21 protein-coding genes are annotated in these 22462 nt (G+C 62.4%); 20 read left to right on the forward strand and 1 reads right to left on the reverse strand.

Translation table 11 applies throughout. The features are described from left to right. Positions 1-35: 35 nt before the first annotated feature. Positions 36-242, reverse strand: coding sequence for a hypothetical protein (locus H5T65_06920; GenBank protein ID MBC7258963.1), 207 nt, complete (start codon positions 240-242; stop codon positions 36-38). 207 nt (positions 243-449) lie between these two features. Between H5T65_06920 and H5T65_06925 the strand changes: the two genes are divergently transcribed. The 20 genes from H5T65_06925 to H5T65_07020 all read left to right on the forward strand — a co-directional run bounded on the left by H5T65_06925 (position 450) and on the right by H5T65_07020 (position 22458). Continuing rightward, on the forward strand, positions 450-2096 hold the full coding sequence (locus H5T65_06925) for a hypothetical protein (protein ID MBC7258964.1): 1647 nt from the start codon (positions 450-452) through the stop codon (positions 2094-2096). A 469-nt stretch (positions 2097-2565) separates the two neighbouring features. Beyond that, positions 2566-3273 (forward strand): response regulator transcription factor, encoded by a 708-nt coding sequence (locus H5T65_06930; protein ID MBC7258965.1) that lies wholly within the window; start codon positions 2566-2568, stop codon positions 3271-3273. Between the two features lies 1 nt (position 3274). Next, complete coding sequence (locus tag H5T65_06935) at positions 3275-5053, forward strand: HAMP domain-containing protein (protein MBC7258966.1); 1779 nt, start codon at positions 3275-3277, stop codon at positions 5051-5053. An 88-nt stretch (positions 5054-5141) separates the two neighbouring features. Beyond that, positions 5142-6326 carry a phosphate ABC transporter substrate-binding protein PstS gene (gene pstS, locus H5T65_06940; GenBank protein ID MBC7258967.1) on the forward strand — a complete coding sequence of 395 codons (1185 nt, stop codon included), beginning with the start codon at positions 5142-5144 and terminating at the stop codon, positions 6324-6326. A gap of 115 nt (positions 6327-6441) precedes the next feature. Next, on the forward strand, positions 6442-7449 hold the full coding sequence (gene pstC / locus H5T65_06945; protein MBC7258968.1) for a phosphate ABC transporter permease subunit PstC: 1008 nt from the start codon (positions 6442-6444) through the stop codon (positions 7447-7449). Continuing rightward, entirely contained in the window at positions 7446-8390 is a 945-nt protein-coding gene (gene pstA / locus H5T65_06950) for a phosphate ABC transporter permease PstA (GenBank protein MBC7258969.1), read from the forward strand. Before pstC ends, pstA begins: the two co-directional genes overlap by 4 nt. 13 nt (positions 8391-8403) lie before the next feature. Next, entirely contained in the window at positions 8404-9237 is an 834-nt protein-coding gene (locus tag H5T65_06955; GenBank protein ID MBC7258970.1) for a phosphate ABC transporter ATP-binding protein, read from the forward strand. Continuing rightward, complete coding sequence (locus tag H5T65_06960) at positions 9234-9665, forward strand: arsenate reductase ArsC (protein MBC7258971.1); 432 nt, start codon at positions 9234-9236, stop codon at positions 9663-9665. The genes H5T65_06955 and H5T65_06960 overlap by 4 nt, the downstream gene beginning before the upstream one ends. Before the next feature lie 55 nt (positions 9666-9720). After that, positions 9721-9858: a hypothetical protein gene (locus H5T65_06965; GenBank protein MBC7258972.1), complete on the forward strand. Its 138-nt coding sequence runs from the start codon at positions 9721-9723 to the stop codon at positions 9856-9858. A 6-nt stretch (positions 9859-9864) separates the two neighbouring features. Further along, the gene (gene phoU, locus H5T65_06970) at positions 9865-10536 is read left to right on the forward strand and encodes a phosphate signaling complex protein PhoU (GenBank protein MBC7258973.1); all 672 of its coding nucleotides are present in this window, start codon (positions 9865-9867) and stop codon (positions 10534-10536) included. Positions 10537-10855: 319 nt separating this feature from the next. Continuing rightward, positions 10856-12112, forward strand: a complete 1257-nt coding sequence (locus H5T65_06975) for a HAMP domain-containing histidine kinase (protein MBC7258974.1) — start codon at positions 10856-10858, stop codon at positions 12110-12112. Beyond that, positions 12018-12782: a response regulator transcription factor gene (locus H5T65_06980; GenBank protein MBC7258975.1), complete on the forward strand. Its 765-nt coding sequence runs from the start codon at positions 12018-12020 to the stop codon at positions 12780-12782. The genes H5T65_06975 and H5T65_06980 overlap by 95 nt, the downstream gene beginning before the upstream one ends. Before the next feature lie 185 nt (positions 12783-12967). Next, positions 12968-13279, forward strand: a complete 312-nt coding sequence (locus tag H5T65_06985) for a cyclic-di-AMP receptor (protein MBC7258976.1) — start codon at positions 12968-12970, stop codon at positions 13277-13279. A 50-nt stretch (positions 13280-13329) separates the two neighbouring features. Then, complete coding sequence (locus H5T65_06990; GenBank protein MBC7258977.1) at positions 13330-14730, forward strand: glutamate mutase L; 1401 nt, start codon at positions 13330-13332, stop codon at positions 14728-14730. Then, positions 14727-15821, forward strand: coding sequence for an NAD/NADP octopine/nopaline dehydrogenase family protein (locus tag H5T65_06995; protein ID MBC7258978.1), 1095 nt, complete (start codon positions 14727-14729; stop codon positions 15819-15821). The genes H5T65_06990 and H5T65_06995 overlap by 4 nt, the downstream gene beginning before the upstream one ends. An 18-nt stretch (positions 15822-15839) precedes the next feature. After that, positions 15840-16934 (forward strand): NAD/NADP octopine/nopaline dehydrogenase family protein, encoded by a 1095-nt coding sequence (locus H5T65_07000; protein ID MBC7258979.1) that lies wholly within the window; start codon positions 15840-15842, stop codon positions 16932-16934. Between the two features lie 45 nt (positions 16935-16979). After that, positions 16980-18623, forward strand: coding sequence for a cobalamin B12-binding domain-containing protein (locus H5T65_07005; protein MBC7258980.1), 1644 nt, complete (start codon positions 16980-16982; stop codon positions 18621-18623). A gap of 146 nt (positions 18624-18769) precedes the next feature. Then, positions 18770-20443 carry an ABC transporter substrate-binding protein gene (locus H5T65_07010; protein MBC7258981.1) on the forward strand — a complete coding sequence of 558 codons (1674 nt, stop codon included), beginning with the start codon at positions 18770-18772 and terminating at the stop codon, positions 20441-20443. A gap of 70 nt (positions 20444-20513) precedes the next feature. Beyond that, positions 20514-21524 carry an ABC transporter permease gene (locus tag H5T65_07015; protein ID MBC7258982.1) on the forward strand — a complete coding sequence of 337 codons (1011 nt, stop codon included), beginning with the start codon at positions 20514-20516 and terminating at the stop codon, positions 21522-21524. Positions 21525-21537: 13 nt separating this feature from the next. Continuing rightward, complete coding sequence (locus H5T65_07020; GenBank protein ID MBC7258983.1) at positions 21538-22458, forward strand: ABC transporter permease; 921 nt, start codon at positions 21538-21540, stop codon at positions 22456-22458. Positions 22459-22462 lie beyond the last annotated feature (4 nt).

The raw sequence follows: 22462 nt of genomic DNA on the forward strand, positions 1-22462 counted from the left end.
TGGTGATGCCCGTCAGTTCCAGTTTGCACGGCGCGTCAGGGCAGGAATTCATTGGTGAACGCCTTGTCGGGGTCAAAGTCGCCGGTGATGAGGCCGTTGGTCTTCATCCAGTCGCCGAAGGTGCGCCACGTCTCGGCCTTCTGCACGCCCCACTTGGGCGCGTCGGCCTTGTAGCGCGGGCTGAGCCACTCCTGGCTGCGGCGGATGAGTTCGGGGTCGCTTTCGGGCGCGGCCGTCGGCATAGGTTACCCCTCACCGGCGCGCCGAACATCCGGCTCCGCATAACCGATGTCCAACAGCGTCTTGCGGAAGTCGCCGATGCAATGGGCACCGTAGGGGAACCTAGGGCGGGCGCTCAGCGTCCTACATAGCGGGCATTCCCCACAGCAGACCTCTCATGTCCGCGGTTGGAACCGATGCCTCATCATAAATAAGTAGGAGGAATTTGTATGTACAAGACCATAGCCTACGCACTGTCGCTCATTGTTGTCCTGAGCCTGCTGGTCGCGTGCGGGCCTGGGGCCTTGCCCACCGCTACGCCGCCGGCGGCGTCCGAACCGACGGACACACCCGCGCCCACCCCTGTCGGCTCCGGCTCTCCTGCCTCCTTTGAGGAGCACTTTGAGGGCGACTTGGAGCGGTGGCAGCAGGGCTCGGATGTCCCGGATGACCCAGATCGTCCCGGCCAGCCGGTCGCCTGGAGCATTGAGATCAGCCCGGAACAGGCCGCGGGGGGAAGATCGGCAGCGCAGTTCACGCTGGACGGCAAGATGGACGACGGCACGATCTGGCTGGCCCGCGCTTTCAATGTGGCGCCGAACGCCGCGCTTCAGGTCCGACTCGCCTTTGACCTGTGGAGCGACTCGGAGAGTTTCAACACCCTGGCCAAGGTCTGCGCCTACGCAGGCCCGCGCCCCCCGGCAGCCGAGGAGGATTTTGACGTGAGTCAGGCAGCTAACAGGGTGCAAGGCTGGAAGCGTTACGAATACGCGTTCAACTTCCGGAGCGGCGCAGATGGCCAAGCCTGGGTGGCCTTTGGCATTAGCGCTGTGTGGGAAACTACGATGACCTACTATGTGGACAATGTGCGAGTTGACATTGTCCCTGCAAGCGGGTCACCCACGGATGATGTGCTTCTCGTCCTGCCGGAGTCGGCGGTGGTGCTGTCTCACCTCTCCTTGGATATGGACGGCAACGGCGCTCCCGAAAGCGTTGTCCTGGCCGGCTGGGGTGGCGGGGCTGACCGCCTGGGCTACGACTTCTTGCAGGTCTTCGTGGTTGCTTTGCCTCCGATGGGCGAGCCCTTTGTGGTTTGGCAGAGTGAACAACTGCCTACCGACCGGGCAGAGGCTCTGCAGACGCAGGACTTGACCGGCGATGGCCTGCCCGAAGTGCTGTCGGTGCAGGCCATGGGAGCCGGCGGCGAGATGCTGTATGTCCTCGGGTGGCAAGGCGGAAGGTACGGCTGGCTTTTGCCACGCGGCGGGCATTTTGACGGTGCACAGTCGTTTGGTGAGAACGGCGTGCGCGTGGAAGACAGCGATGGCGACGGCCTTACCGACATCCTGGCGAGTTATGGCCCGGCCGCCTCGCTGACCGATGTCTACACCTGGGACGGGCAGGCTTTCGTCTATCACAAGACCCTGGGCGATGACGAGCCGACGTACCAGCGTGTAACTCTGGCAGATGCAGGGCTGTCGCTGGATGTGCCTTCCGGCTGGGTGCAGAGCAAGACAGGTGTGTGGGTTGCGCCGCAAGACGATGCCCTGCGTCTAGGTGTGGCGTGGGCCGACCTGCAACCGCCCGTGGAGGCGGAGACTTTACTGCTCCCTCAACCTGCTCAGATTCTGGATTCGGAGCCGGCAGAACTGTCCTGGGGCAAAGGGCGGCGCTTCACCGTTGAGGTCTACGGTGAGGCCGTCCAGGGAGAAGGCAAGGCCGCGGTCAAGGCCGTGGAGACCCACGTGCTGGTCGTGATCCAGCAGGATGGCGCCCGCCGCGCCTTTGACATCTACATCAGCGCGCCCGACGCCGAGCAACTGGCAAGCCTCAGCGCCGCGCTCCAGCGCGCGCTGACATCCGCTGCGCTCCGGTGATGATGGCCGCGGGGTCTACCTGCTAAAGGGAATCGGCGGACGGATTCGGGTATGATCCACAAGCGCCCGCCTCGCGCTTCCCCGCTGATAAAAGGGCGCCGCCAGGGCAGACTGAAGCACACCGGCCGCAGGGGCGGCAGAGAGCGCGGACTGACAAGTTTCCGCCGAAATGTATACACTACAGGGAATTCACTGCGGAGACGCGGAGAACCCGGAGGGAATTCAGTTTATCCTTCTTCATCCGCGTCCTCTGCATCTCGGCGGTGCAACAAGACTCACCGCAGGCAGGGGACAGGTATGGAAGCCTGCCCTACGCTCTATGCGTTTCATGCTGCCGTTCATCGTTCTGACAAGTTTCCGCCGAAATGCATATGCTACCATATGCGGGGGCGGGTTGATTGCGGGGTGCAGATGCGCTAAAATATAAGCCAGATGAAAGCGGGAGAAAGGGGTATCCATGACCGAGAGTATCGGAGGGACGGTCCTTGTCGTAGAGGACGAGCCGACGCTCCTGGAGACTTTGGCGTACAATCTCACGCGCCAGGGCTATCACGTGATCACGGCATCCGATGGCATGATGGCTGTGGAGCAGGCGCGGCGCGAGCGGCCAGACGTGATCGTGCTGGACATCATGCTGCCCAAGATGGACGGCTTTGAAGTCTGCCGCACCCTGCGCAAGGAGATGAATGTCCCCATCCTGATGTTGACCGCCCGCGATGATGAGATTGACAAGGTAGTGGGGCTGGAGGTGGGCGCGGACGATTACCTTACCAAACCCTTCTCCATGCGCGAACTCCTGGCCCGTGTGAAGGCCCTGCTGAGGCGCGTGCGCCTCATCCACGAGGAAATGGCCGCGACGACCGCCGTGCCCGCTTCGGAACGACTGGTCTTTGGCGACCTCGTGCTGGATTTGTCGCGCGGTGAAGTGCGCCTGGGAGACCGAGCCATTCCGCTGAAACCGAAGGAGTACGAATTGTTGGTCTTCCTGGCCCGAAACCGCGGCATGGCGCTGTCGCGCGACCTGATTCTGGAGCGCGTTTGGGGCTGGGATTTCGCGGGCGGAACCCGCACCGTGGATGTGCATGTGCGGTGGCTGCGGCAGAAGATTGAGCGCGACCCCGCGCAACCAACGCGAATCGTTACGGTGCGGGGCATTGGGTACCGTTTTGATGGGTAACATGTTTCACAACCTCCGCTGGCGCATTGCCTCGCCTTATATCGCTCTGGTGCTCCTGCTCATGGCGGCCCTGACGGTGTACATGTCGGACTTTGTGCGTGGCGTGTATGTGGAAGATCTGCACGCGCAACTGTTGTCCGAGGCCCGCCTGTCTGCGGAGGCGCTGGGGGAGGTGCTTGCCCAGGGCTCCTCGGCAGCCGATCTGGATGCCATCGCGAAGCGCTGGGCGCTTCAGTTGGAGGCCCGCGTTACGATCATCGCGCCCGACGGCGTGGTGCTCGGCGATTCGCACGAAGATCGGACGCGCATGGACAATCATCTATCGCGCCCCGAAGTTCAGCAAGCGTTGGCCAGCGGGCAGGGCAGCAGCACGCGGTTTAGCGCAACGATGGGCTACGAGATGATGTACACCGCGGTGCCGGTGAGGGTGGACGAGAAGGTGGAGGCTATCGTGCGTGTGGCGCGTCCGCTGGGGATGATTGAGATTCATACGGCTAATCTGCGGCGGAGCATCTTGCTTGCGGCGCTGGTCGCTTCTGCGCTGGCGGCGCTTCTGGCGGTGCTCATCGCCGAGCGCATTGTGCGCCCGATACGTCATTTGACGCGCGAAGCGAGGCGGATGGCCGAGGGGGATCTGGGCGCGCCAGTTGTGCCGAATACCCGCGATGAAATTGGCCAACTGGGTTATGCCTTCAATCGGATGGCTGTTGAGTTGCGGGAAAAAATGGAGGCCGTGGGCGAGGAGAGGCGGCTGCTGGCCACGGTGCTTTCGCGCATGGCCGACGGCGCGATCATCACAGATGGCACCGGGCGTGTCAGGCTGATCAACCCCGCTGCCGCACGGCTGTTGGGCACGACCGAGGAGAAGGCGGTAGGTCGCCCCTTTGCGCAGGTAGCACGGCATCACAGGCTCATTGACCTATGGCGGCGGAGCCGAGAGCGCGGCGAGGAATTGGAAGAGACCATAGAGATGTACCGCCAAGATGTCTTTCTGCGAGCCATCGTAACGCCTCTTGAAGAAGATGAGGGCGCCGGGGACACGCTGACCATAATCCAAGATCTGACTCGTGTGCGGCGGCTGGAAACCGTCCGACGCGATTTCGTCAGCAATGTCTCACACGAATTGCGCACGCCTTTGGCCTCGCTGAAGGCGCTGGTGGAAACGCTGCGCGATGGGGCGCTAGAGGACCCCAAGGCGGCGGCGCGATTCCTCAACAGCGTGGAGACCGAGGTGGATGCGCTGACCCAGATGGTGCAGGAACTGTTGGATCTGTCGCGCGTGGAATCGGGACAGGTCCCGTTGAATCTCGTGCCCGCCGACGTCCGAGAATTGCTCCTGCAACCGGCCGAGCGGCTACGCCCTCAGGCCGAACGAGCCGGACTGACCCTCGTTGTGGAAGTGCCTTCGGATTTGCCGCGCGTCCTTGCGGATGTGGAGCGCATGCAGCAGGTGGTCATCAATTTGCTGCACAATGCGATCAAGTTCACGCCGCCAGGCGGGCGGGTAACCCTTTCTGCTGCGGTTGCTGGCGACGAAGTGGTCGTGTCGGTGCGCGACACCGGGGTTGGGATCGCCGCCGAGGACTTGCCCCGCATCTTTGAGCGGTTTTACAAGGCCGACCGCGCCCGTTCAGGCGGCGGGACCGGCCTGGGCCTCGCCATCGCGAAGCACATCGTCCAGGCGCACGGGGGGCGCATCTGGGCCGAGAGTGTGGAGGGAAGGGGCAGTACCTTCTACTTCACCCTACGGATCGCCGGGGCCCCCGACGCGAAACTTTAACAAGATGTTAACATGGTGTTGAACGGTCGTTAAACGGCGCGTGGTAGACTCCTCGCTGCAAGATCAAAAAGCGAGAGGAGAAAAGACCATGCGTAAAGTACTGTTCGTAACCCTTGTGTTGGCGATGCTGCTTTCGGCGTGCGGGGGCGCGCAGCCGACGACAGCACCGACCGCGGCCCCTACCACGGCGCCGGCGAACACACCGATCCCGGCGCTCACCCCCACGGCTACTCCGCTGCCGCCCGGGTCCATCCAGATCAATGGTGCGGGTGCGACGTTCCCGCTACCGGTGTACACCGAGTGGGCCTACGCCTACCAGTACGTGGACCCCGCGGTGGTAATCAACTACCAGGGCATCGGCTCTGGCGGTGGCAAGAAGGCGATCGTTGACGGTACCGTGGACTTTGCCGGCTCCGACTCGCTCCTGAAAGACGAGGAATACCAGGCTGGCGGAGACCTGCAAATGTACCCCATGCTGGCGGGGGCAGTCGTTGTGATCTACAACATCAAGTGGGCGCAGGAGTTCCCGTCGGGAACCAAGGCGCCTGCCCTGGTGTTGGATCGGCAAACTCTGGTGGACATCTACAGCGCGAAAATCCTGAAGTGGAACGATCCCGCCATCCTTGCGCTGAATCCCGGCCTGAAGGGCTACCTGCCTGATGCGCCCATCACAGCGGTCCATCGCTCCGATGGCTCTGGCACGACTGAAATCTTCACCAAGGCGCTGTCGGCCTTCAGCGCGGAGTGGAAGAGCAGCGTCGGGGCCGGCTCGTCGGTGCAGTGGCCGGTTGACACCGCCGGCAACGGCGTGGGTGGCAAGGGTAACCAGGGTGTGGCCGCCGCAGTGCAGAACACGCCGAACTCGCTCGGCTACGTGGAACTGTCCTATGCCGTGTCCAACAAGCTGGCCTACGCCGACCTGGTCAACAAGGCCGGAAAAGCGGTCAAGGCGAACGCGAAGAGCGTGGAAGCGGCCATGGCCGACTTCGCCAATGCCTTTGATGCGAAGTTCACGGCGACCATCGTGGATGCGCCTGGTGAGGGTTCCTGGCCCATCGTTGGGTACACCTACCTGATCCTGCGCACCAAGAGCATGAAGGATTGCCTCAAGGCTCAGAAGTTGCTTGAGTACATCCGCTGGACCTTGACCGACGCCGGCGCTGGGAAGCGGGCTGCCGAACTGGGCTATTCGGTCCTGCCCCCTGCAGTGCGCGACGCCGTACTGGCCAAACTTGGAGAGATTACGTGCGGGGGCCAGCCTGTTCTCAAGTAGCCCTTCATCATCAACTGGCACCCGACCTGGGAGAGCCCGACTCGCTTCGGGCTCTCCCGGTGCTTGAAACTCGCACCGAACCGCCTGCAGATTCATCGGAAGGAAGACAGGTTCAATGTTTGCTCAGTTCAAGACCCTTCTTGCATCTCCTAGTCCTGCCTGGCTTAAGCGACTTTACGGCCATGGCGACCCGATTTGGAAACTTTTGCTGATCCTCGGTTCAGTGCTGGTGGCGGTGTTGATCATCGCCATTGGCTGGATGCTTTGGAATCAATCGGCTGATGCCCGCGCCGAGTTCGGTTGGGGATTTCTTCTGCCGACTTTGGATGCCCGTTGGGACCCTGTTGCGGACAGTTTTCGGGCTTGGCCGTTTGTTTATGGCACGTTGGTAACGTCTTTGGTCGCGATTTTGCTGGCAGTGCCCATGAGCGTGGGCGTTGCGATCTTTCTGGCTGAACTTTGTCCCTCATGGCTTCGCCTTCCGTTGAACTGGATGATAGAGTTGCTCGCTGCCATTCCCAGCGTAGTGTACGGACTGTGGGGCATCTTCGTGTTTCTGCCGAAGACCGTGCCGCTTGTGGGAGGCGTGCTGTCCAAGACGCTTGGCCAGATTCCGGTGCTGAGCACGCTGTTCGCCGGCCCGGTGCCGCAGAGTGGCGCCTCTCGGTTGGGGGCGGCCTTCATCCTTACCATCATGATCATGCCAACCATCACGGCGGTAACCCGCGATGTGTTGCTCTCCATTCCCAACAGTCAGCGCGAGGCGTCCCTGGCGCTTGGCTCTACCAAATGGGAGGCCATTTGGAGAGTGCTGCTCCCCTACGGCCTTTCGGGCATTCTGGGAGCAGTTCTCCTGGGCCTGGGCCGCGCCCTGGGCGAGACGATGGCGGTAACGATGGTCATCGGCAATTCCATCACCGCGAGGCCGACCCTGCTGTCTCCGGGCTACACCATGGCCAGTGTCATCGCCAACGAATTCGCCGAAGCCGTCTCCAAACTGCACAGCCAGGTGCTGATTGAAATCGGCCTTGTGCTGTTCTTCTTGACGCTTGTGCTAAACGTGGCCGCAAGGTTTCTCGTGTGGAGTGTGGCGCGGCGGACGTCGTGTGAGGTGCGTCTATGACCGTTCTGGAATCGCAGCCTACGGTGAATCAGATGGCCTTGGGGGTGCGGCGCAAAGCCACCAACGCGATTATGCTCTCCCTGACGGGCGTGATGACCCTGTTGGCGCTTGTCCCGCTGTTTTGGATTATCGGGTATGTGGTGTACCGAGGCGGCCAATCGCTGGATTGGGCTTTCTTCACCCAGTTGCCGAAGCCCTTGGGTATGGAGGGCGGCGGAATCCTGCACGCGCTTGAGGGCACAATTGTGATGACCATCCTGGCGGCGGTCTTCGCCACCCCACCAGGGGTACTTGCCGCCTTCTACAGCGCGTATCACCCGAATACGCCTCTGGGTGTCGTTGTGCGGTTCAGCACCGATGTGCTGTCGGGCGTGCCGTCCATTGTCATCGGTCTGTTCGGGTATGCCGTCCTCGTGGTGCCCGCCGGACATTATTCCGCACTTGCGGGTGGGGCAGCGTTGGCTATCGTGATGCTGCCCACCATCGTTCGGACGACCGACGAAATGCTCAAGATGGTGCCGCACTCCCTGCGCGAAGCCTCGCTGGCGCTGGGTGCGCCGGAGTGGAAGACTTCGCTACAGGTCATTTTCCCTGCCGCTCTCAACGGTATCATCACGGGGTTCCTTCTCGCTGTGGCGCGCGCGGCAGGGGAAACCGCCCCGCTACTGTTTACGGCGCTGGGTAATGAGCGCTACGAAATCGGTCTGATCATCCGAAACGGGTTGGCGCAGCGTCAGAGCGCGCTCCAGATCATTGGGCGGATTGTGGACCAACCGGTTGACTCGTTGCCGCTGACCCTGTGGAAGTACGCCCAGCAACCCTACCCAGAGCGTATTGAACAATCCTGGACGATTGCCCTGGTGCTGATGATTCTCGTCTTGTTTCTCAATATCATCGCTCGCTTGTGGGTTGAAGCCCGCAGGCGGCGTCTGCAGGGTTGATGCTATGGAAGAGATGGCAGCCAAAGTGGCAACGCACGTGTACGTAGAAAACAGCAGGTTACAGCCGACATCTGACCTGCGCACCAAGGTGGATATCAGGAATGTCTCGGTGTACTATGGCAAGTTCCGCGCTTTGAAAGAGGTCAGCATGGCGGTATATGCCAATCGGATCACGGCTATCATCGGGCCTTCGGGGTGCGGCAAATCCACGCTCCTGCGCTCGCTCAACCGCATGACCGGTCTGACGCCCAATGCGCGAGTGGAGGGTGAGATTCTTCTGGACGGCGAGGACATCAACGCGCCCAACGTGGACGTGGTTGACGTGCGCCGCCGCGTCGGGATGGTGTTTCAGCGACCCAATCCGTTCCCCAAGAGCATCTACGACAATGTGGCCTATGGCCCGCGCCTGTACGGCATCCGCAAGAAGAGGGATTTGGATGAGATCGTTGTTCGGTCTTTGCAGCAGGCTGCCCTGTGGGATGAGGTCAAGGACAAACTCCATCAGAGCGCGCTGGCGCTGTCGGGCGGGCAGCAACAGCGGCTGTGCATCGCCCGCGCCATCGCGGTCAGGCCGGAGGTAATCCTGATGGATGAGCCTGCTTCGGCGCTGGATCCGATTGCCACGCTGAAGATAGAGGACCTGATGCACGAACTGGTGGAGCGGTACACGATTATCATCGTTACCCACAACATGCAGCAGGCGGCGCGGGTTGCAGACTACACCGCGTTCCTGATGATGGGCGAAGATCGCGCGGGGTACTTGGTGGAGTATGGCCTGACCCGCGACCTGTTCACCAAGCCCAAGGACAAGCGCACGGAAGATTATATCACGGGGAGGTTCGGATGATGGACAGGAAGCGAGTGCTGTTCTTGTGCACGGGGAACTCGGCCCGCAGTCAGATGGCCGAAGGGCTGGTCAATCACTTCCTGGGCGACAAGTGGCAGGCTCAGTCGGCGGGCACAAATCCGGCAGGATACGTGCACCCCATGGCCATCCAGGTCATGGCGGAACTGGGCATAGACCTCTCCGGCGCGCGGTCCAAGTCTGTGGATGAGTTTCGCGGAGCCGAGTTTGATTTGATCATCACGGTCTGCGATCACGCCGCCGAGAACTGCCCGCTGTGGCTGGGCAAAGGGCGCAGGGTTCACGTTGGCTTCCGCGACCCCGCGGCTGCGGAGGGTAGCGAAGCGGAGCGCCTGGAGGTTTTCCGCGAGGTGCGCGATGACATTCGCCGCGAAGTGTTTGCGGTGCTAGACCAGGTGGAAGGGAGTTAGCATGTGGGTTTACGGCAATCGCAGGAGTGACTGCGCGCCCTTGTTGCTGTCGGGATTGCTGTTCCTGGCAGTCAGCCAGGGTCTGGAAGGCATGGGCGGTTCGGTGGCGGCGCTCTTCAGAGCGATACTGATCGGCCTCGCGGGAGTCTGCGGCCTGCTGGGGCTGGTTCTGTACGCCAGGCGGAAAGGATAACCATGCATGACGCGGCAAGCCTTTGATCAAGAATTGGAGAGACTGCAAGGGGACGTGTTGACCCTGGGGAGCATGGCAGAGCAGGCCATCCTGGATTCCGTGGCCGCGCTTAGGCGCCGCGATCTGGAGGCTTCGCGCCGCCTGATTGCCAGAGATCGCGTCATCAACGAGGAGCGGTTTGCCATTGAAGCCGACTGCATTTCGCTCATCGCCACGCAGCAACCGATGGCGAAGGACTTGCGAATCCTCGCGGCGGTGCTGGAGATCGTTACGGAATTGGAGCGAATTGCGGACTATGCCAAAGGTATTGCGAAAATCAACCTCATGATGGGGGCGGAGCCGTTGGTCAAGCCCTTGGTTGACATTCCGCGCATGGCGGAGAAGGCGCAGGATATGCTCCATCGCGCCTTGGATGCTTTCGTGCGCCAAGATGCGGCGCTTGCGCGGGCGATTCCCCTGGAAGATGACGAGGTGGACTGCCTGTACAACCAGGTGCACAGGGAACTGCTGACCTACATCATCGCCGACCCCCGCGTTATTCAGCAGGCGAACTATCTGCTCTGGGTAGCGCACGATCTGGAGCGTGCCGCCGACCGCGTGAGCAATATCTGTGAGCGTGTAGTGTTCACCGTTACCGGCGAAGTGCTGGAGATGGACTCGGACGATACGGGCATGTAGCATGGGCGGCTCGGTTGCCCGCCACCTCGGGCAATGACCGATACGGCGCAAAACCGCGAGCAAACTCGCGGTTTTTGTGTTTCCCCTTCTCAAGGTGAGAGGTCCGAGGCGAAGCCATCCCGCGCACGCAACGGGTGGTTGGCGCAAGTCCAGAACACGTAGGGCGGCTTCCCATACTTCCGGAAGCGCGTCGCACCCTGGTCGCCAACACAAGATAGAGCCAAGTCTTGACGCGCTTTTTAGCAGAAATGGAAGCAGAGGCCAGAACTGTGGTATAATATCGCCAGGCTTGGAACGCGGAGCGATGCCCGTGCCTGGGATGAAGGAATGGCTTGGCAAGCAGAGGCTGGACGCGTCCATTAGGCCCGTCCTCTGGCTGCGATGGGCGGCTATTGCCCTCGCGGCCACTGTTGCGGTGCTCACGTCTGCACCGTCCTGGCCATTGCTGTTGGCAGTGGGCTACAATGCCCTGGTGGACCTGTGGCAGCGGTTCTCCCCTCGCCTGCGAAGCCCTATGCTCTGGCTGGTGCCTGATGTGCTGGTCTTCGGCCGATTCGCCTACGAGACGGGCGATCTCCTCGGCCCGGGCTACTTGCTGTTCGTCGCCTCCGCAGCCTGGGCGGTGGTGGCCGACTCATCCCTTCAAGGCTGGCTCATCGGGCTTGTACTGGGCCTCGGGTATGATGTGGCGATTTTGCTGGCGATTCGGGCGTTTCCCGAAGCGGCGTCACTGGGCGGGTGGCTTGCGCTCGCGCTGGGCCTTTCGCTGGTGGGCGCGCTGTCGGCTGCTCTTGGCCGTCTGCTCCGTGCGGAACAGCAGCAGGTGCTCCAACAGGGCAAGGTGGCCGAGGAACTACGGACGCTGGAGCAACTTAAGAGCGATTTTCTGTCCACCGTGTCCCACGAGTTCCGAACCCCGCTCACGGCCATCAAGGTCTCCGTGGGCTTGTTGGCCGACAAACTGGGTGGCTCGGATGGGGAAGAGCAGCGCCTGATGAGCACCATCCTTCGCAATGTGGACAGGCTCAACCAGATGGTCGGCGGGGTGCTGGAAATGGCGCGACTGCAGAGCGGCAAAGTCATCCTGCAGAAACGCTCCGTGGATGTGTGTCAGGTGGTTCGCGAGATCGCCGTCTCGCTCCAGCCGCTCATGGACGAGAAAGATCAGTTGTTCACGCTTCGCCTGCCGGAGACGCCCGTCTTCCTGATGGCCGACGCGAACCGCCTGGAGCAAATCCTGAGCAACCTTCTTTCCAACGCACAGCGCTACACGCCCTGCGGAGGTGAGATTGCCGTGGAGGTGCGCGAGTTGGGCAACTGGGTTCGCATCTACGTCTCCGATACAGGCCCTGGCATCCCCTACAACGAACTCCCCCACATCTTTGACCGCTTCTTCCGGGGCCAGGTGGGGCGCAAGGCGGGGCCTGGGACAGGGCTGGGGCTGTCCATCGCGCGGTCGCTGGCGCGGCTCCACGGCGGCGATGTGGGGGTCAGCACCAAGCCGGGTGAGGGCTGCGTTTTCTTTGTTACGTTGCCAAAAGGGGAGGCTGCGGGTGAAATTCCTGGTGGTGGATGATGAAGCGGATGTCGTGGAGGTGGTGTCTGTAACCCTCAAGATGCAGTGGGGGGACGAGGGGCAGGTCATCGCTGCGTACACGGGGGAGGAGGCGGTGTCGCTGGCGCTCTCGGAGCGGCCGGACTTGATCATCCTGGACATCGCCTTGCCGGACGTGGATGGGTTTGAGGTGTGCCGCAGGATTCGCGAATTCTCCGACGTGCCGATTCTGATGCTCACCGCCAAGGACGACGAGATGGACAAGGTGCGCGGGTTGGAACTCGGCGCGGACGACTACATTACCAAGCCTTTCGGGCACCTGGAGTTGATGGCCCGGATTCGGGCTGTGCTGCGCCGAGTTCAAATACCGCTCACTCCCGCTGGCGGCGCGCGGATCATTATCGGCGCTGTTGTGCTGGACTTGAATCGCCGCGAGGTGGAGGTGGATGGCCACCCGGTTCGGCTGACCCCGACCGAATTCAATCTTCTCCAGCAACTTATGCGCAATGCCGGCAAGGTGCTGCCCCATGAGACGTTGCTGGCCCGCGTGTGGGGGCCGGAGTACAGGCGCGAAATTGACTACCTGAAAGTGTACATCCGCCGCTTGCGTGAGAAACTGGAGCCAGACCCCCAGAATCCCGAGTACATCCTGACCGAGTACGGGATTGGCTACTGGTTTCGCAGTCCGTAGGGGCACAAACTACGGTTTGTTAACCTTTTTTCACCGGTTTTTCCTCGCGATATTTACCCCCATCTGGTATGCTGTAGACAGAAGCACCGCTTGTCCGGCGAGCGCCGCTCGGTCTGCGTTGCCCGCAAGTTGCCAGTGAAGGCTGTTGCGACAGAAGCCGGTATCTGCCGCGGAGGATGTAACCTATGCGACTGGTTGCCGCGATGGTTCAGGATGCAGATGCGGATGATCTCCTGAATGCGCTCGTGGAGCATGGGTTCCGTGCGACGCGGATTGAGACGACGGGTGGGTTCCTGCGCGGCTCCAACAGTCTGATCCTCATCGGCGTGCCCATCCCCCAGGTGGAAGATGTCCTTGACGTGATCCGCCATCATTGCCGCACCCGCACCCAGATCGTTACCCCTGCCGATGCGCCGTTCCTGAATGGCGAAATGGAGGTGGAAATCGGCGGGGCTATTGTCTTCGTGTGGGAGATCACCCGCTTTGAGCGCCTATGATTGGTAGCACTCTGCATCCGAAAGTGCACCCGCACGCGCAAGCAGCCGCGCTGGAGTATCCTGCGCTCACCATTGACCTGGGGAGCACGTACACCAAGGTCGCCGTGATAGACCTGGCCAAGCCCAGGTTGATGGCGAGGGTGCAGGCCGTTACCACGGCGGAACATGACATAACCGTGGGGCTGAAGAACGCATTAGCGCAACTTCCCGGGGACTGGGGCATCCGCGCTGTGGAGTTCCCGGTGCGGTTGGCGTGCTCCAGTGCGCGGGGCGGGTTGCGCGTGGTGGCGATCGGGCTGGTGCCAGAACTGACGGCGGAGGCGGCGCGGCGGGCCGCGTTGGGGGCGGGCGCTCGGGTCATGAAGGCGTATTCGCACCATTTGACCCTGGAGGAACTCGCCGAGGTCGTTCGCATGGAGCCTGACATCATCCTCCTGTGCGGCGGCACGGATGGCGGAAACCAGGAGGTGGTTTTACATAACGCGAAAATGCTTGCCCATTCGTCTGTGCGTGCGCCTATTGTGTTCGCGGGCAACAAACATGCTGCCGACGAGGCGCGCGCCCTGTTGGAGGGCCGGGGCAAGGAGGTCTTCGTTACCGAAAATGTCATGCCCGCGCTGGGCGAACTGAACGTGGAGCCGGCACGCCAGACCATCCGAGAGGTCTTCATGCGGAAGATCGTGGATGGGAAGGGCTTGCGAAACGTGGAGTCGTTCGTCCAATGTGTCGCGATGCCGACGCCGGAGGCGGTTCTGCGGGCGGCCAGATTGCTGGCGAAGGGCACCAAATCTCGAGAGGGGTTGGGAGAACTGATGGTGGTGGATGTGGGCGGGGCCACAACGGACGTGCACTCCATCGCAGCAGGGGAGCCGACCATGCGCACCGTGGTTCAGCGTGGGCTGCCCGAGCCTTATGCGAAGCGGACCGTGGAAGGCGACCTGGGGCTGCGGGTCAGCGCGGCGTCGCTCTTGGAGTCCGTCGGCGAACGCCGCCTTGCCCAGGAAGCGGGCCTTCCCGATAAGAACGTGGTAACCATCGTGGAGAAATTGCCCCGCGACATCGGCTGGGTGGCCCATGATGAGACCGAGTGGGCGCTGGACGAGGGTATGGCCCAGGCCGCGGTTCGGCTGTCGGTGGAGAGGCACGTCGGCTACCTCAAAGAGATGTACCTGCCTGCGGGCTACTGCTACATTCAGATTGGGAAAGACCTGACGGGTGTGCGTCATCTCGTGGGGACGGGCGGCGTGTTTACCTACGGGAAGCACCCTTTCCGCATCCTGCGCGCCGGCCTTTACGATCCGCGAAATCCGCTGTCACTGAAGCCCAAGTCCCCTCGCCTTTGGATAGATAAGCCTTATATCCTGTGGGCGGTGGGCCTGCTGTCCGAAGTGAATCCCGACGCTGCGTTTGATCTCGGCGTCGCCAGTCTGCAAGCAGAGGAGGGAACATGACAAGCCCGGTCAAGGTTGCGATTGTCGGTGGAGGCAATGGTGCCCACGCCATGGCGGGGCATCTGGCCCTGAAGGGCCACACGGTTCGGCTGTACAGCGCCTTTCCCCAGGAGGTTCGCGCGATGCAGGAGGCCGGCGGCGTCTTCGTGGAAGGCGCGGTAGAGGGTTTCGGCCGGCTGGATGTCGTTTCAGCGGACCCGGCGTCGGTCATTCCCTGGGCCGAGGTGATCATGGTAGTGGTGCCGGCGTTTGCGCATCGGCCTCTGGCCGAGAGCCTTGCCCCGCACCTGCGCGACGGGCAAGTGCTGTTGCTCAATCCCGGGAGGACGGGCGGGGCGCTGGAGGTGGCGGCCGTGCTGAAACGTCTGGGGGTGCGGGCCGATGTGGTTGTCGGCGAGGCGCAGACCCTTATCTATGCGTGCCGCATCTCCGGGCCTGCGCGGGTGCGGGTGCTGGGCCTCAAGCGGGCCGTGCCCGTGGCGGCGCTGCCGGCGACCCAAACCGAGCGACTTCTGTCCCAGGTTACGCGGCTCTTCCCGGAGTTTTGCGCCGCGCAGAATGTGCTGGAAACCAGCCTGGACAACATCGGCGCGGTCTTCCATCCCGCCACGATGGTGCTGAACGCCAACCGAATTGAAGCCGGCAACGACTTTGACTTCTACCAGGGGATGACGCCCATGGTTACCAAGACGCTGGAGGCTGTGGATGCCGAGCGAATTGCCGTGGCGCAGGCATATGGCGTCGCCACCGAGTCCGCCGCCGACTGGCTCCTCAAGGCGTATGACGGGGTCCGAGGCGATACGCTGTACGAGCGTATCCAGAGCAACCGCGCCTACGCGGGCATCAAGGCCCCCAAGTCGCTGAACGTGCGCTATATCACCGAGGATGTGCCCACGGGGCTGGTCCCCATCGCGGCTTTTGGCAAGGCGGCGGGCATCCCCATGCGGACGTGCGAGGGCATCATTGACCTGTGCTGCACGCTGTTGGGGCGGGACTTCTGGGCCGAGGGGCGGAATCTGGAGAACCTGGGACTCGCCGGCATGGATCGGGAGGCCATCCTTCGCTACGTCAACGAGGGGGCGGGGGCCTGATCGGAGGCGCATATCCCGATGGACACGAGCAGGCCACGAATTCTGGTCATCGGCGCGGGACACGGCGGGAAGGCGATGGCCGCCGACCTGGCCATCAGGGGGTTCCCCGTGCGCCTGTATAACCGGACGTACTCACGGATTGAGATGATCGCCCTGCGCGGGGGAATAGACCTGGAGTTTGAGGACGGGCGCTCGGAGTTTGGCCCGCTTGAGATGGTTGCATCCGACCTGGGCATGGCGCTGGAGGGCGTGAACCTGATCATGGTTGTGGTGCCTGCATCGGCCCACGCGGACATCGCGGCCCAGTGTGCGCCGTTCTTGGAAAGCGGCCAGGTCATCATCCTGAACCCTGGGCGAACGGGCGGCGCGCTGGAGTTCCGTCGCGTGTTGGCCGAGAAGGGCTGCCGCGCCTCCGTGGTCGTCGCCGAGGCGCAGACGTTTGTGCTCTCAAGCCGCTCCACGGGGCCTGCGGAGGCGCACCTGTTCCGCTCCAAGATTACCGTGCCGCTGGCGGCGCTCCCCTCTACGGACACGCCACGGGCCTTGGAGTTGGCCAGAGCCGCGTATCCCCAATTCATCCCGGCGCGCAATGTGCTGGAGACCAGCCTGGACAATATGGGAGCGGTGATGCATCCGTCGCTGATGATCCTGAACGCCGGGCGCATTGAGGCCACCCGAGGCGAATTTCAGTTCTACATTGACGGGGCAACGCCCGGGGTGGCAACTGTCCTGGAGCAGGTGGACGAGGAGCGGGTGGCGGTGGCCCGCGCGCTTCAGGTGCGGGCGCGGTCGGCTCTGGAATGGCTGCGCGCGGCCTATGCGTCGGTGGGCGACGACCTGTTCCACGCTATACAAGGCACGCCCACGTACAGGGGGGTGGCGGCCCCGCGCTCGCTGATGCATCGGTACCTCTTTGAGGACGTGCCCATGAGCCTGGTGCCCATCGCGACCATCGGGGCGCATTACGGCGTGGAAACGCCGACCATCCGCGCGGTGATCCAACTCGCGTGCGTCCTGCATCGCAAAGACTATCTCGCCTTGGGCCGCACCCCTGCGCGCCTGGGCATTGAGAACATGAGCGTGGAGCAGTTGACACGCTACGTGGAAGGATGATAGTAACGCGATACCGAAACCAGAGAATTGCATGAAGGAGGAATCATGGCAGAGAAGACGATACTGGGCGGCTCACTAGGGGAGTGCGTTCACGTCGCCGGCGTTCTGAACTTTCTGCGCATCGCCGAGGAGCAGGGATACAGGACCGAGTTTACGGGGCCGGCGACATCCATCGCCGAGTTCGTGGCGGCGGCCCAGGAGGTTGACCCGGACATCCTGGCCATCAGTTACCGCCTGACACCCGAGAACGCCCGAACCCTGCTCCGCGACCTGTGGCAGGCCTGCGAGGAGGCCGGGCTGACGCACAAACGGTTCGTATTTGGCGGAACGCCGCCGGTGGCCGCCGTCGCCCGCGAGGCGGGGTACTTTGAGGCGGTGTTCAGCGGCGAGCAGCCGGTGGAGGCGGTGATCGCCTACCTGCGCGGGCAGCGGTTTGAGGAGATGACTGCCGCCGACTTCCCCGACGAGACCATGGCGCGCATCCGCTGGAAGGCGCCCTTCCCCATCATCCGCCACCACTTTGGCCTTCCGGCCGAGACCATTGAGCCGACGGTGGAGGGCATCAGGAAAATCTCCGAGGCCGGCGTGCTGGATGTGATCTCCCTCGGCCCCGATCAGGACGCGCAGGAGAACTTCTTCCACCCCGAGCGCCAGAACCCCAAGCGCAAGGGCGCGGGCGGGGTGCCATTCCGTACCGAAGAGGACCTCATTCGCCTGTACGAGGCGTCGCGCTGCGGGAACTATCCCCTCATGCGTTCCTACTCGGGCACGTCGGATCTGCTGGAGTACGCCGAGGTGCTCTGGCGCACCATCCGTAACGCCTGGTGCGCCACCTCGCTCTTCTGGTTCAATGTGGTGGATGGGCGCGGCCCGTTGAGCCTGCGCGACTCCATCCGCGATCACATGCTGCTCATGAAGTGGCATGGCGAGCGGGGAATCCCCGTGGAGGGCAACGAGCCGTACCATTGGGGCCTGCGCGATGGGCATGACGCCGTAGTGTGCGCGGTCTCGTACATCTACGCCCACGTCGCCAAGGCCATGGGCGTGCGCGATTACATCAGCACGTACATGTTTGAGACGCCGCCGAACACATCCAACAAGATGGACCTGGCCAAGGCGCTGGCCCAGATTGAACTGGCCGAAAGCCAGCAGGATGCCCACTTCAACGTCGTTCGCCAGACCCGCACCGGGCTGATGAGTTATCCGGTGGATATGGACTACGCCAAGGGGCATTTGGGGTCTTCGGTGTACCTGCAAATGGCCCTCAAGCCCTCCATTGTGCATGTGGTCGGATATTGCGAGGCCAATCACGCCGCCACGCCCGAAGATGTCATTGAGAGTTGCAAAATGGCGCGGCAGGTCATCCAGACGGCGCTGGCGGGCCAGCCCGACATGACCGCCGATCCCGAAGTCCAGCGCCGCAAAGATGAACTCGTGCGCGAGGCTATGGTCATCGTGGACGCTGTGCGGCAACTGGGGAGCGGCGTGGCCGATCCGCTGACCGACGTGGAAGTGCTGGCTCGGGCGGTGGAAATCGGCCTGCTGGACGCGCCCCAACTCAAGGGAAACCCCCATGCCTGCGGCAAGGTGCGCACGCGCCCGGTCAACGGCGCGATTGTGGCTGTGGATGAAGAGGGGCGGCCTTTGACGGAGTCGGAGCGAATTGCCAAAATCTTCCAAAGCCTGTAGAATATAGTCGGAACTTCCGACTAGGGGCTTTGCCCCCCTGATCGGTGAGGCACGGAAAGGAGGTGATCGGAGGAGAAAACCGGCGCGAGCGTTTCGGAGCCTTTTGGAAGTTGGTTCGTTTCTAGTGCAGCAAAAGGAGGAAACACATGGCTAGAGCAAGACTCAAGGTAATCGCGTCTGTTGCGTTGTTGGCGATGACCCTGCCGCTCATCGCAGCCTGTGGAGGAGCAGGCCCCACACCCACGCCGGAGAAGGTCGTTGTCAAAGAGACGGTTCCCGTCAAAGAGACCGTGGTCGTGCAGATCACTCCTACGCCCGGGCCCAAGCGGGGCGGCACCCTCATCGTAGGGTTGATGAGCCCCGTGCTCAGCCTGGACCCGGCGGACTACCGCGACCGCCAGACCGAGACGGTCATCCGCAACATGTTTGACGGCCTGGTAACCCGCACCAAGGACAACCAGGTGGTGCTGGAGATGGCGCAATCGGCCACGCTGATTGACCCTCAAACCTGGGAGTTCAAACTCAAAGAGGGGATGACATTCCACAACGGGGACCCGGTAACCGCCGAGGACGTCAAGTTCACCTTTGACCGCATCATCACGGAAGGCGCCATTGAGTACCCGGAGCCCCACACCGCTGCCCGCAAGGGCCTCATCGCGCCGCTGGAGAGCGTGGAGGTCGTGGATCCGCTCACCGTGCGCTTCCACCTGAAGGCGCCGTGGCCCGTGTTCATGCAGATGCTGTGCCACCAGCAGATCATCCCCAAGAAGTACTTTGAGTCGGTGGGCGGCACCAAGGGGTTCATTGAGAAGCCCGTTGGGGCAGGGCCGTTCAAGTTCGTGGAAGGGAAACTGGACGACCAGATCGTGCTGGAGCGGTACGAGAACTACTACGGCGGCGCCGATGACCTGCCGCCCGTCGGGCCGGCTTTCGCCGACCGGGTGATCTTCAAGATCATCCCCGAGCGGTCGTCCCGCGTTGCGGCCCTCCAGGCGGGCGAGGTGAACATCATCCAAGGAGTGCCGTCCTACATCGTGCCGCAGTTGCTCAGCGACCCCAGACTGCAGGTGAAGACCTGCGCCGGGACGCGCCCGCACTTCATGGAAGTCAACGTCAAACAGAAGCCCTTTGACGACGTGCGCGTCCGCCAGGCCCTCAACTACGGCGTCAATGTGGACCTCATCCTTGCCAAGATCCTGAGCGGCTACGGCGTGCGCCTGCCGGGCATCCTGTCCCCGTTCAACAACTTCGCAGACCCCAACCTCAAGCCTTATCCGTTTGATGTGGAGAAGGCGAAAGCCTTGCTGAAAGAGGCGGGTTACGAAAACGGGTTCTCCTTCGTCATTGATGTGAGCGCCGACAACAAGGAACTGGCCGAGGCCATCGCGGGAGAACTGCGCACCAACCTGGGGCTGGATGTCAGCGTCCGCGTCTGGGACTGGGCCGTGCTGCGGCCGAAGTTGCTGGCCGGGGAGCGCCAGGCGACCGTCGGCAGTTGGGGCGACTCGGCCTTTGACCCGGTGGGCTACCTGGAGGCAAAGGTGCACACCTACGTTGAGGGCTCCACCTACGGGCGCGGCAACTACAGCGGGTACAGCAACCCGCGCGTGGACGAACTTATCAAAGCGGGCGAGGTTGAGACCGACGTTGCGAAGCGCCATGAGATCTACAACGAGATTCAACGCATCGTCTGGGAAGAAGCGCCCATGGTCTTCCTGTTCGTCCCGCAGGAGATTGAGGCTGCCGCTGCCAATGTGCAGAACTGGAGTCCTTCGCCCGACAGCCGCATCAACCTCCACGATGTCTGGTTGTCTCAGTAGTCGGGTAACTTGGGCGGATCAGGGGAGCGGTTCGCCGCTCCTCTGATCCCCGCAATGGTGAGGCGTGCCGATGCGAGGCGTCAAAATCCTTGAACGATTGCTATACACAATTCCCATCATGTTCGGCGTGGCGGTGTTGGTGTTCTTGTTTATGCGCATGACGCCGGGCGATCCTGTGGATATCATGATGGGTGAGGCGGGCACCATTGCCCCAGGCGAGATGGAGCAACTTCGGAAGGAGTTCCATCTGGACGAACCGCTGCACGTTCAGTTGTACCTGTTTCTCTCCAACGCGTTGCGCGGCGATTTGGGCTACTCCTACGCGTACAAGAAGCCGGTTACGGAACTCATCGCGGAGCAACTCCCGGCAACCATAGAACTGGCATTGGGCGCGCTTCTGTTTTCGTTGATCATCGCTGTGCCGATCGGCATCTGGTCGGCGGTGAAACAGTATTCCATCGTGGACCGTGTGAGCATGGCCGGCGCTTTTTTGGGCGTTTCCATGCCCGCTTTCTGGCTTGGCATTCTTCTTATCTTGATTTTCTCGGTGAGACTGCGGTGGCTGCCCGTAACGGGGCGCATTGACTACAACGCCGGGCTTCAGGTGGTAACAGGGTTCTACGTGGTGGATAGCATTCTCACCCATAACACAGCGGCGCTGGTGTCATCGCTGAAGCATCTGCTCCTACCGTCCATCGCCCTCGGCGCAGGTGCGGCGGCGATGGTGGCCCGCGTGCTTCGTTCTAGCATGATAGAGGCCCTTCGGCAGGACTACGTAACCCTGGCACGGGCCAAGGGGGTGCGCGAAACGTGGGTGGTGCTGAAGCATGCGCTGCGCAACGCCCTCATCCCCACGGTAACGGTGGTGGGGATTCAGGTGGGCGTGCTCCTGGGCGGCAACATGATCGTGGAGCAAGTCTTCAGTTGGCCCGGCCTGGGCAGGTTGGCCGTGCGCGCCATTTTCTCGCGTGACTTCCCGCTGGTCCAGGGCGTGGTCATGGTGTACGCCCTGACGTTCGTGCTGGCGAACCTCATCGTGGACATCCTGTACACCTATATCAATCCGAAGATCACCCTGTAGCAGGGGGAAGGCCATGCAGACCACACAAACCGCAATGCCCTGGTGGTATCCGCTGACCATCCGACTGCGGATTTGGGCCGCGAATGCCGCGGGGTTCTTCCGCGACCTAGCTGGCCACCCCATTGCCCTAGCGGGTGGGCTGGTGGTGGTCTTATACGTCGCGATGGCCATTTTTGCGCCGCAGATCGCGCCGCATGACCCCACCAAAGGGGAGTTAATACGCCGACTTGAGCCGCCAGTGTGGGCCGGGGGAACCATGGACTACTGGCTCGGCACGGATGCCCAGGGGCGCGACCTGTGGTCTCGCATCGTCTTCGGGAGCCGCATTTCGCTCTGGGTGGGGTTCGTATCCGTGGTCATCTCGGCGGTCGTGGGCGTGCTTCTGGGATGCCTGGCGGGGTACTTCCGGGGCGCGCTGGACGAGGTACTGTCGCGTTTCTCGGACCTGTTGCTGGCGTTCCCCTACTTGATCTTCGCCATCGCCGTGATGGCGTTCATGGGGCCGGGGATGACGAACCTGCTCCTGGCCCTGACGTTCAAAGGCTGGGTGGAGTTCTACCGTCTTGCGCGCGGGGAGATGCTCTCGGAGAAGACGAAGGAGTACGTTCCGGCGGCTGTGGCCGTGGGCATGGGCGACCTGCGCATTATCGTCTCCGAGGTGTTGCCCAACATCTTCCACTCGGTGCTGGTTCTCGCCACGCTGCGCCTTGGCGTCATGATCGTCATGGAAGCAAGTCTCAGTTTCCTCGGCCTGGGCATTCAGCCGCCCACGCCCGCTTGGGGGTCTATGGTGTCGGAGGGGCGCGACTACCTGACTACGTCCTGGTGGGTGTCCACGATACCCGGCCTGGCCATTCTCGTCTTGGTGCTGGCGATCAACGTTTTCGGCGAAGGGTTGCGCGACATCCTGGACCCGCGACTGAAGATTGAATAAGAGG

Source organism: Chloroflexota bacterium, assembly GCA_014360805.1.
Classification (GTDB): domain Bacteria; phylum Chloroflexota; class Anaerolineae; order DTLA01; family DTLA01; genus DTLA01.

Bases quoted from the DNA above. Each gene is read 5' to 3' on its own strand.
- H5T65_07010 (MBC7258981.1), top strand. From the start codon at position 18,770: ATGGCTAGAGCAAGACTCAAGGTAATCGCGTCTGTTGCGTTGTTGGCG.
- phoU (MBC7258973.1), top strand. From the start codon at position 9,865: ATGACGCGGCAAGCCTTTGATCAAGAATTGGAGAGACTGCAAGGGGAC.
- H5T65_07015 (MBC7258982.1), top strand. From the start codon at position 20,514: ATGCGAGGCGTCAAAATCCTTGAACGATTGCTATACACAATTCCCATC.
- H5T65_06985 (MBC7258976.1), top strand. From the start codon at position 12,968: ATGCGACTGGTTGCCGCGATGGTTCAGGATGCAGATGCGGATGATCTC.
- pstS (MBC7258967.1), top strand. From the start codon at position 5,142: ATGCGTAAAGTACTGTTCGTAACCCTTGTGTTGGCGATGCTGCTTTCG.
- H5T65_06995 (MBC7258978.1), top strand. From the start codon at position 14,727: ATGACAAGCCCGGTCAAGGTTGCGATTGTCGGTGGAGGCAATGGTGCC.
- H5T65_06935 (MBC7258966.1), top strand. From the start codon at position 3,275: ATGTTTCACAACCTCCGCTGGCGCATTGCCTCGCCTTATATCGCTCTG.
- H5T65_06925 (MBC7258964.1), top strand. From the start codon at position 450: ATGTACAAGACCATAGCCTACGCACTGTCGCTCATTGTTGTCCTGAGC.
- H5T65_06955 (MBC7258970.1), top strand. From the start codon at position 8,404: ATGGCAGCCAAAGTGGCAACGCACGTGTACGTAGAAAACAGCAGGTTA.
- H5T65_06920 (MBC7258963.1), bottom strand. From the start codon at position 242: ATGCCGACGGCCGCGCCCGAAAGCGACCCCGAACTCATCCGCCGCAGC.
- H5T65_07020 (MBC7258983.1), top strand. From the start codon at position 21,538: ATGCAGACCACACAAACCGCAATGCCCTGGTGGTATCCGCTGACCATC.
- pstA (MBC7258969.1), top strand. From the start codon at position 7,446: ATGACCGTTCTGGAATCGCAGCCTACGGTGAATCAGATGGCCTTGGGG.
- H5T65_07005 (MBC7258980.1), top strand. From the start codon at position 16,980: ATGGCAGAGAAGACGATACTGGGCGGCTCACTAGGGGAGTGCGTTCAC.
- H5T65_06975 (MBC7258974.1), top strand. From the start codon at position 10,856: ATGAAGGAATGGCTTGGCAAGCAGAGGCTGGACGCGTCCATTAGGCCC.
- H5T65_06960 (MBC7258971.1), top strand. From the start codon at position 9,234: ATGATGGACAGGAAGCGAGTGCTGTTCTTGTGCACGGGGAACTCGGCC.
- pstC (MBC7258968.1), top strand. From the start codon at position 6,442: ATGTTTGCTCAGTTCAAGACCCTTCTTGCATCTCCTAGTCCTGCCTGG.
- H5T65_06980 (MBC7258975.1), top strand. From the start codon at position 12,018: ATGTGGGGGTCAGCACCAAGCCGGGTGAGGGCTGCGTTTTCTTTGTTA.
- H5T65_07000 (MBC7258979.1), top strand. From the start codon at position 15,840: ATGGACACGAGCAGGCCACGAATTCTGGTCATCGGCGCGGGACACGGC.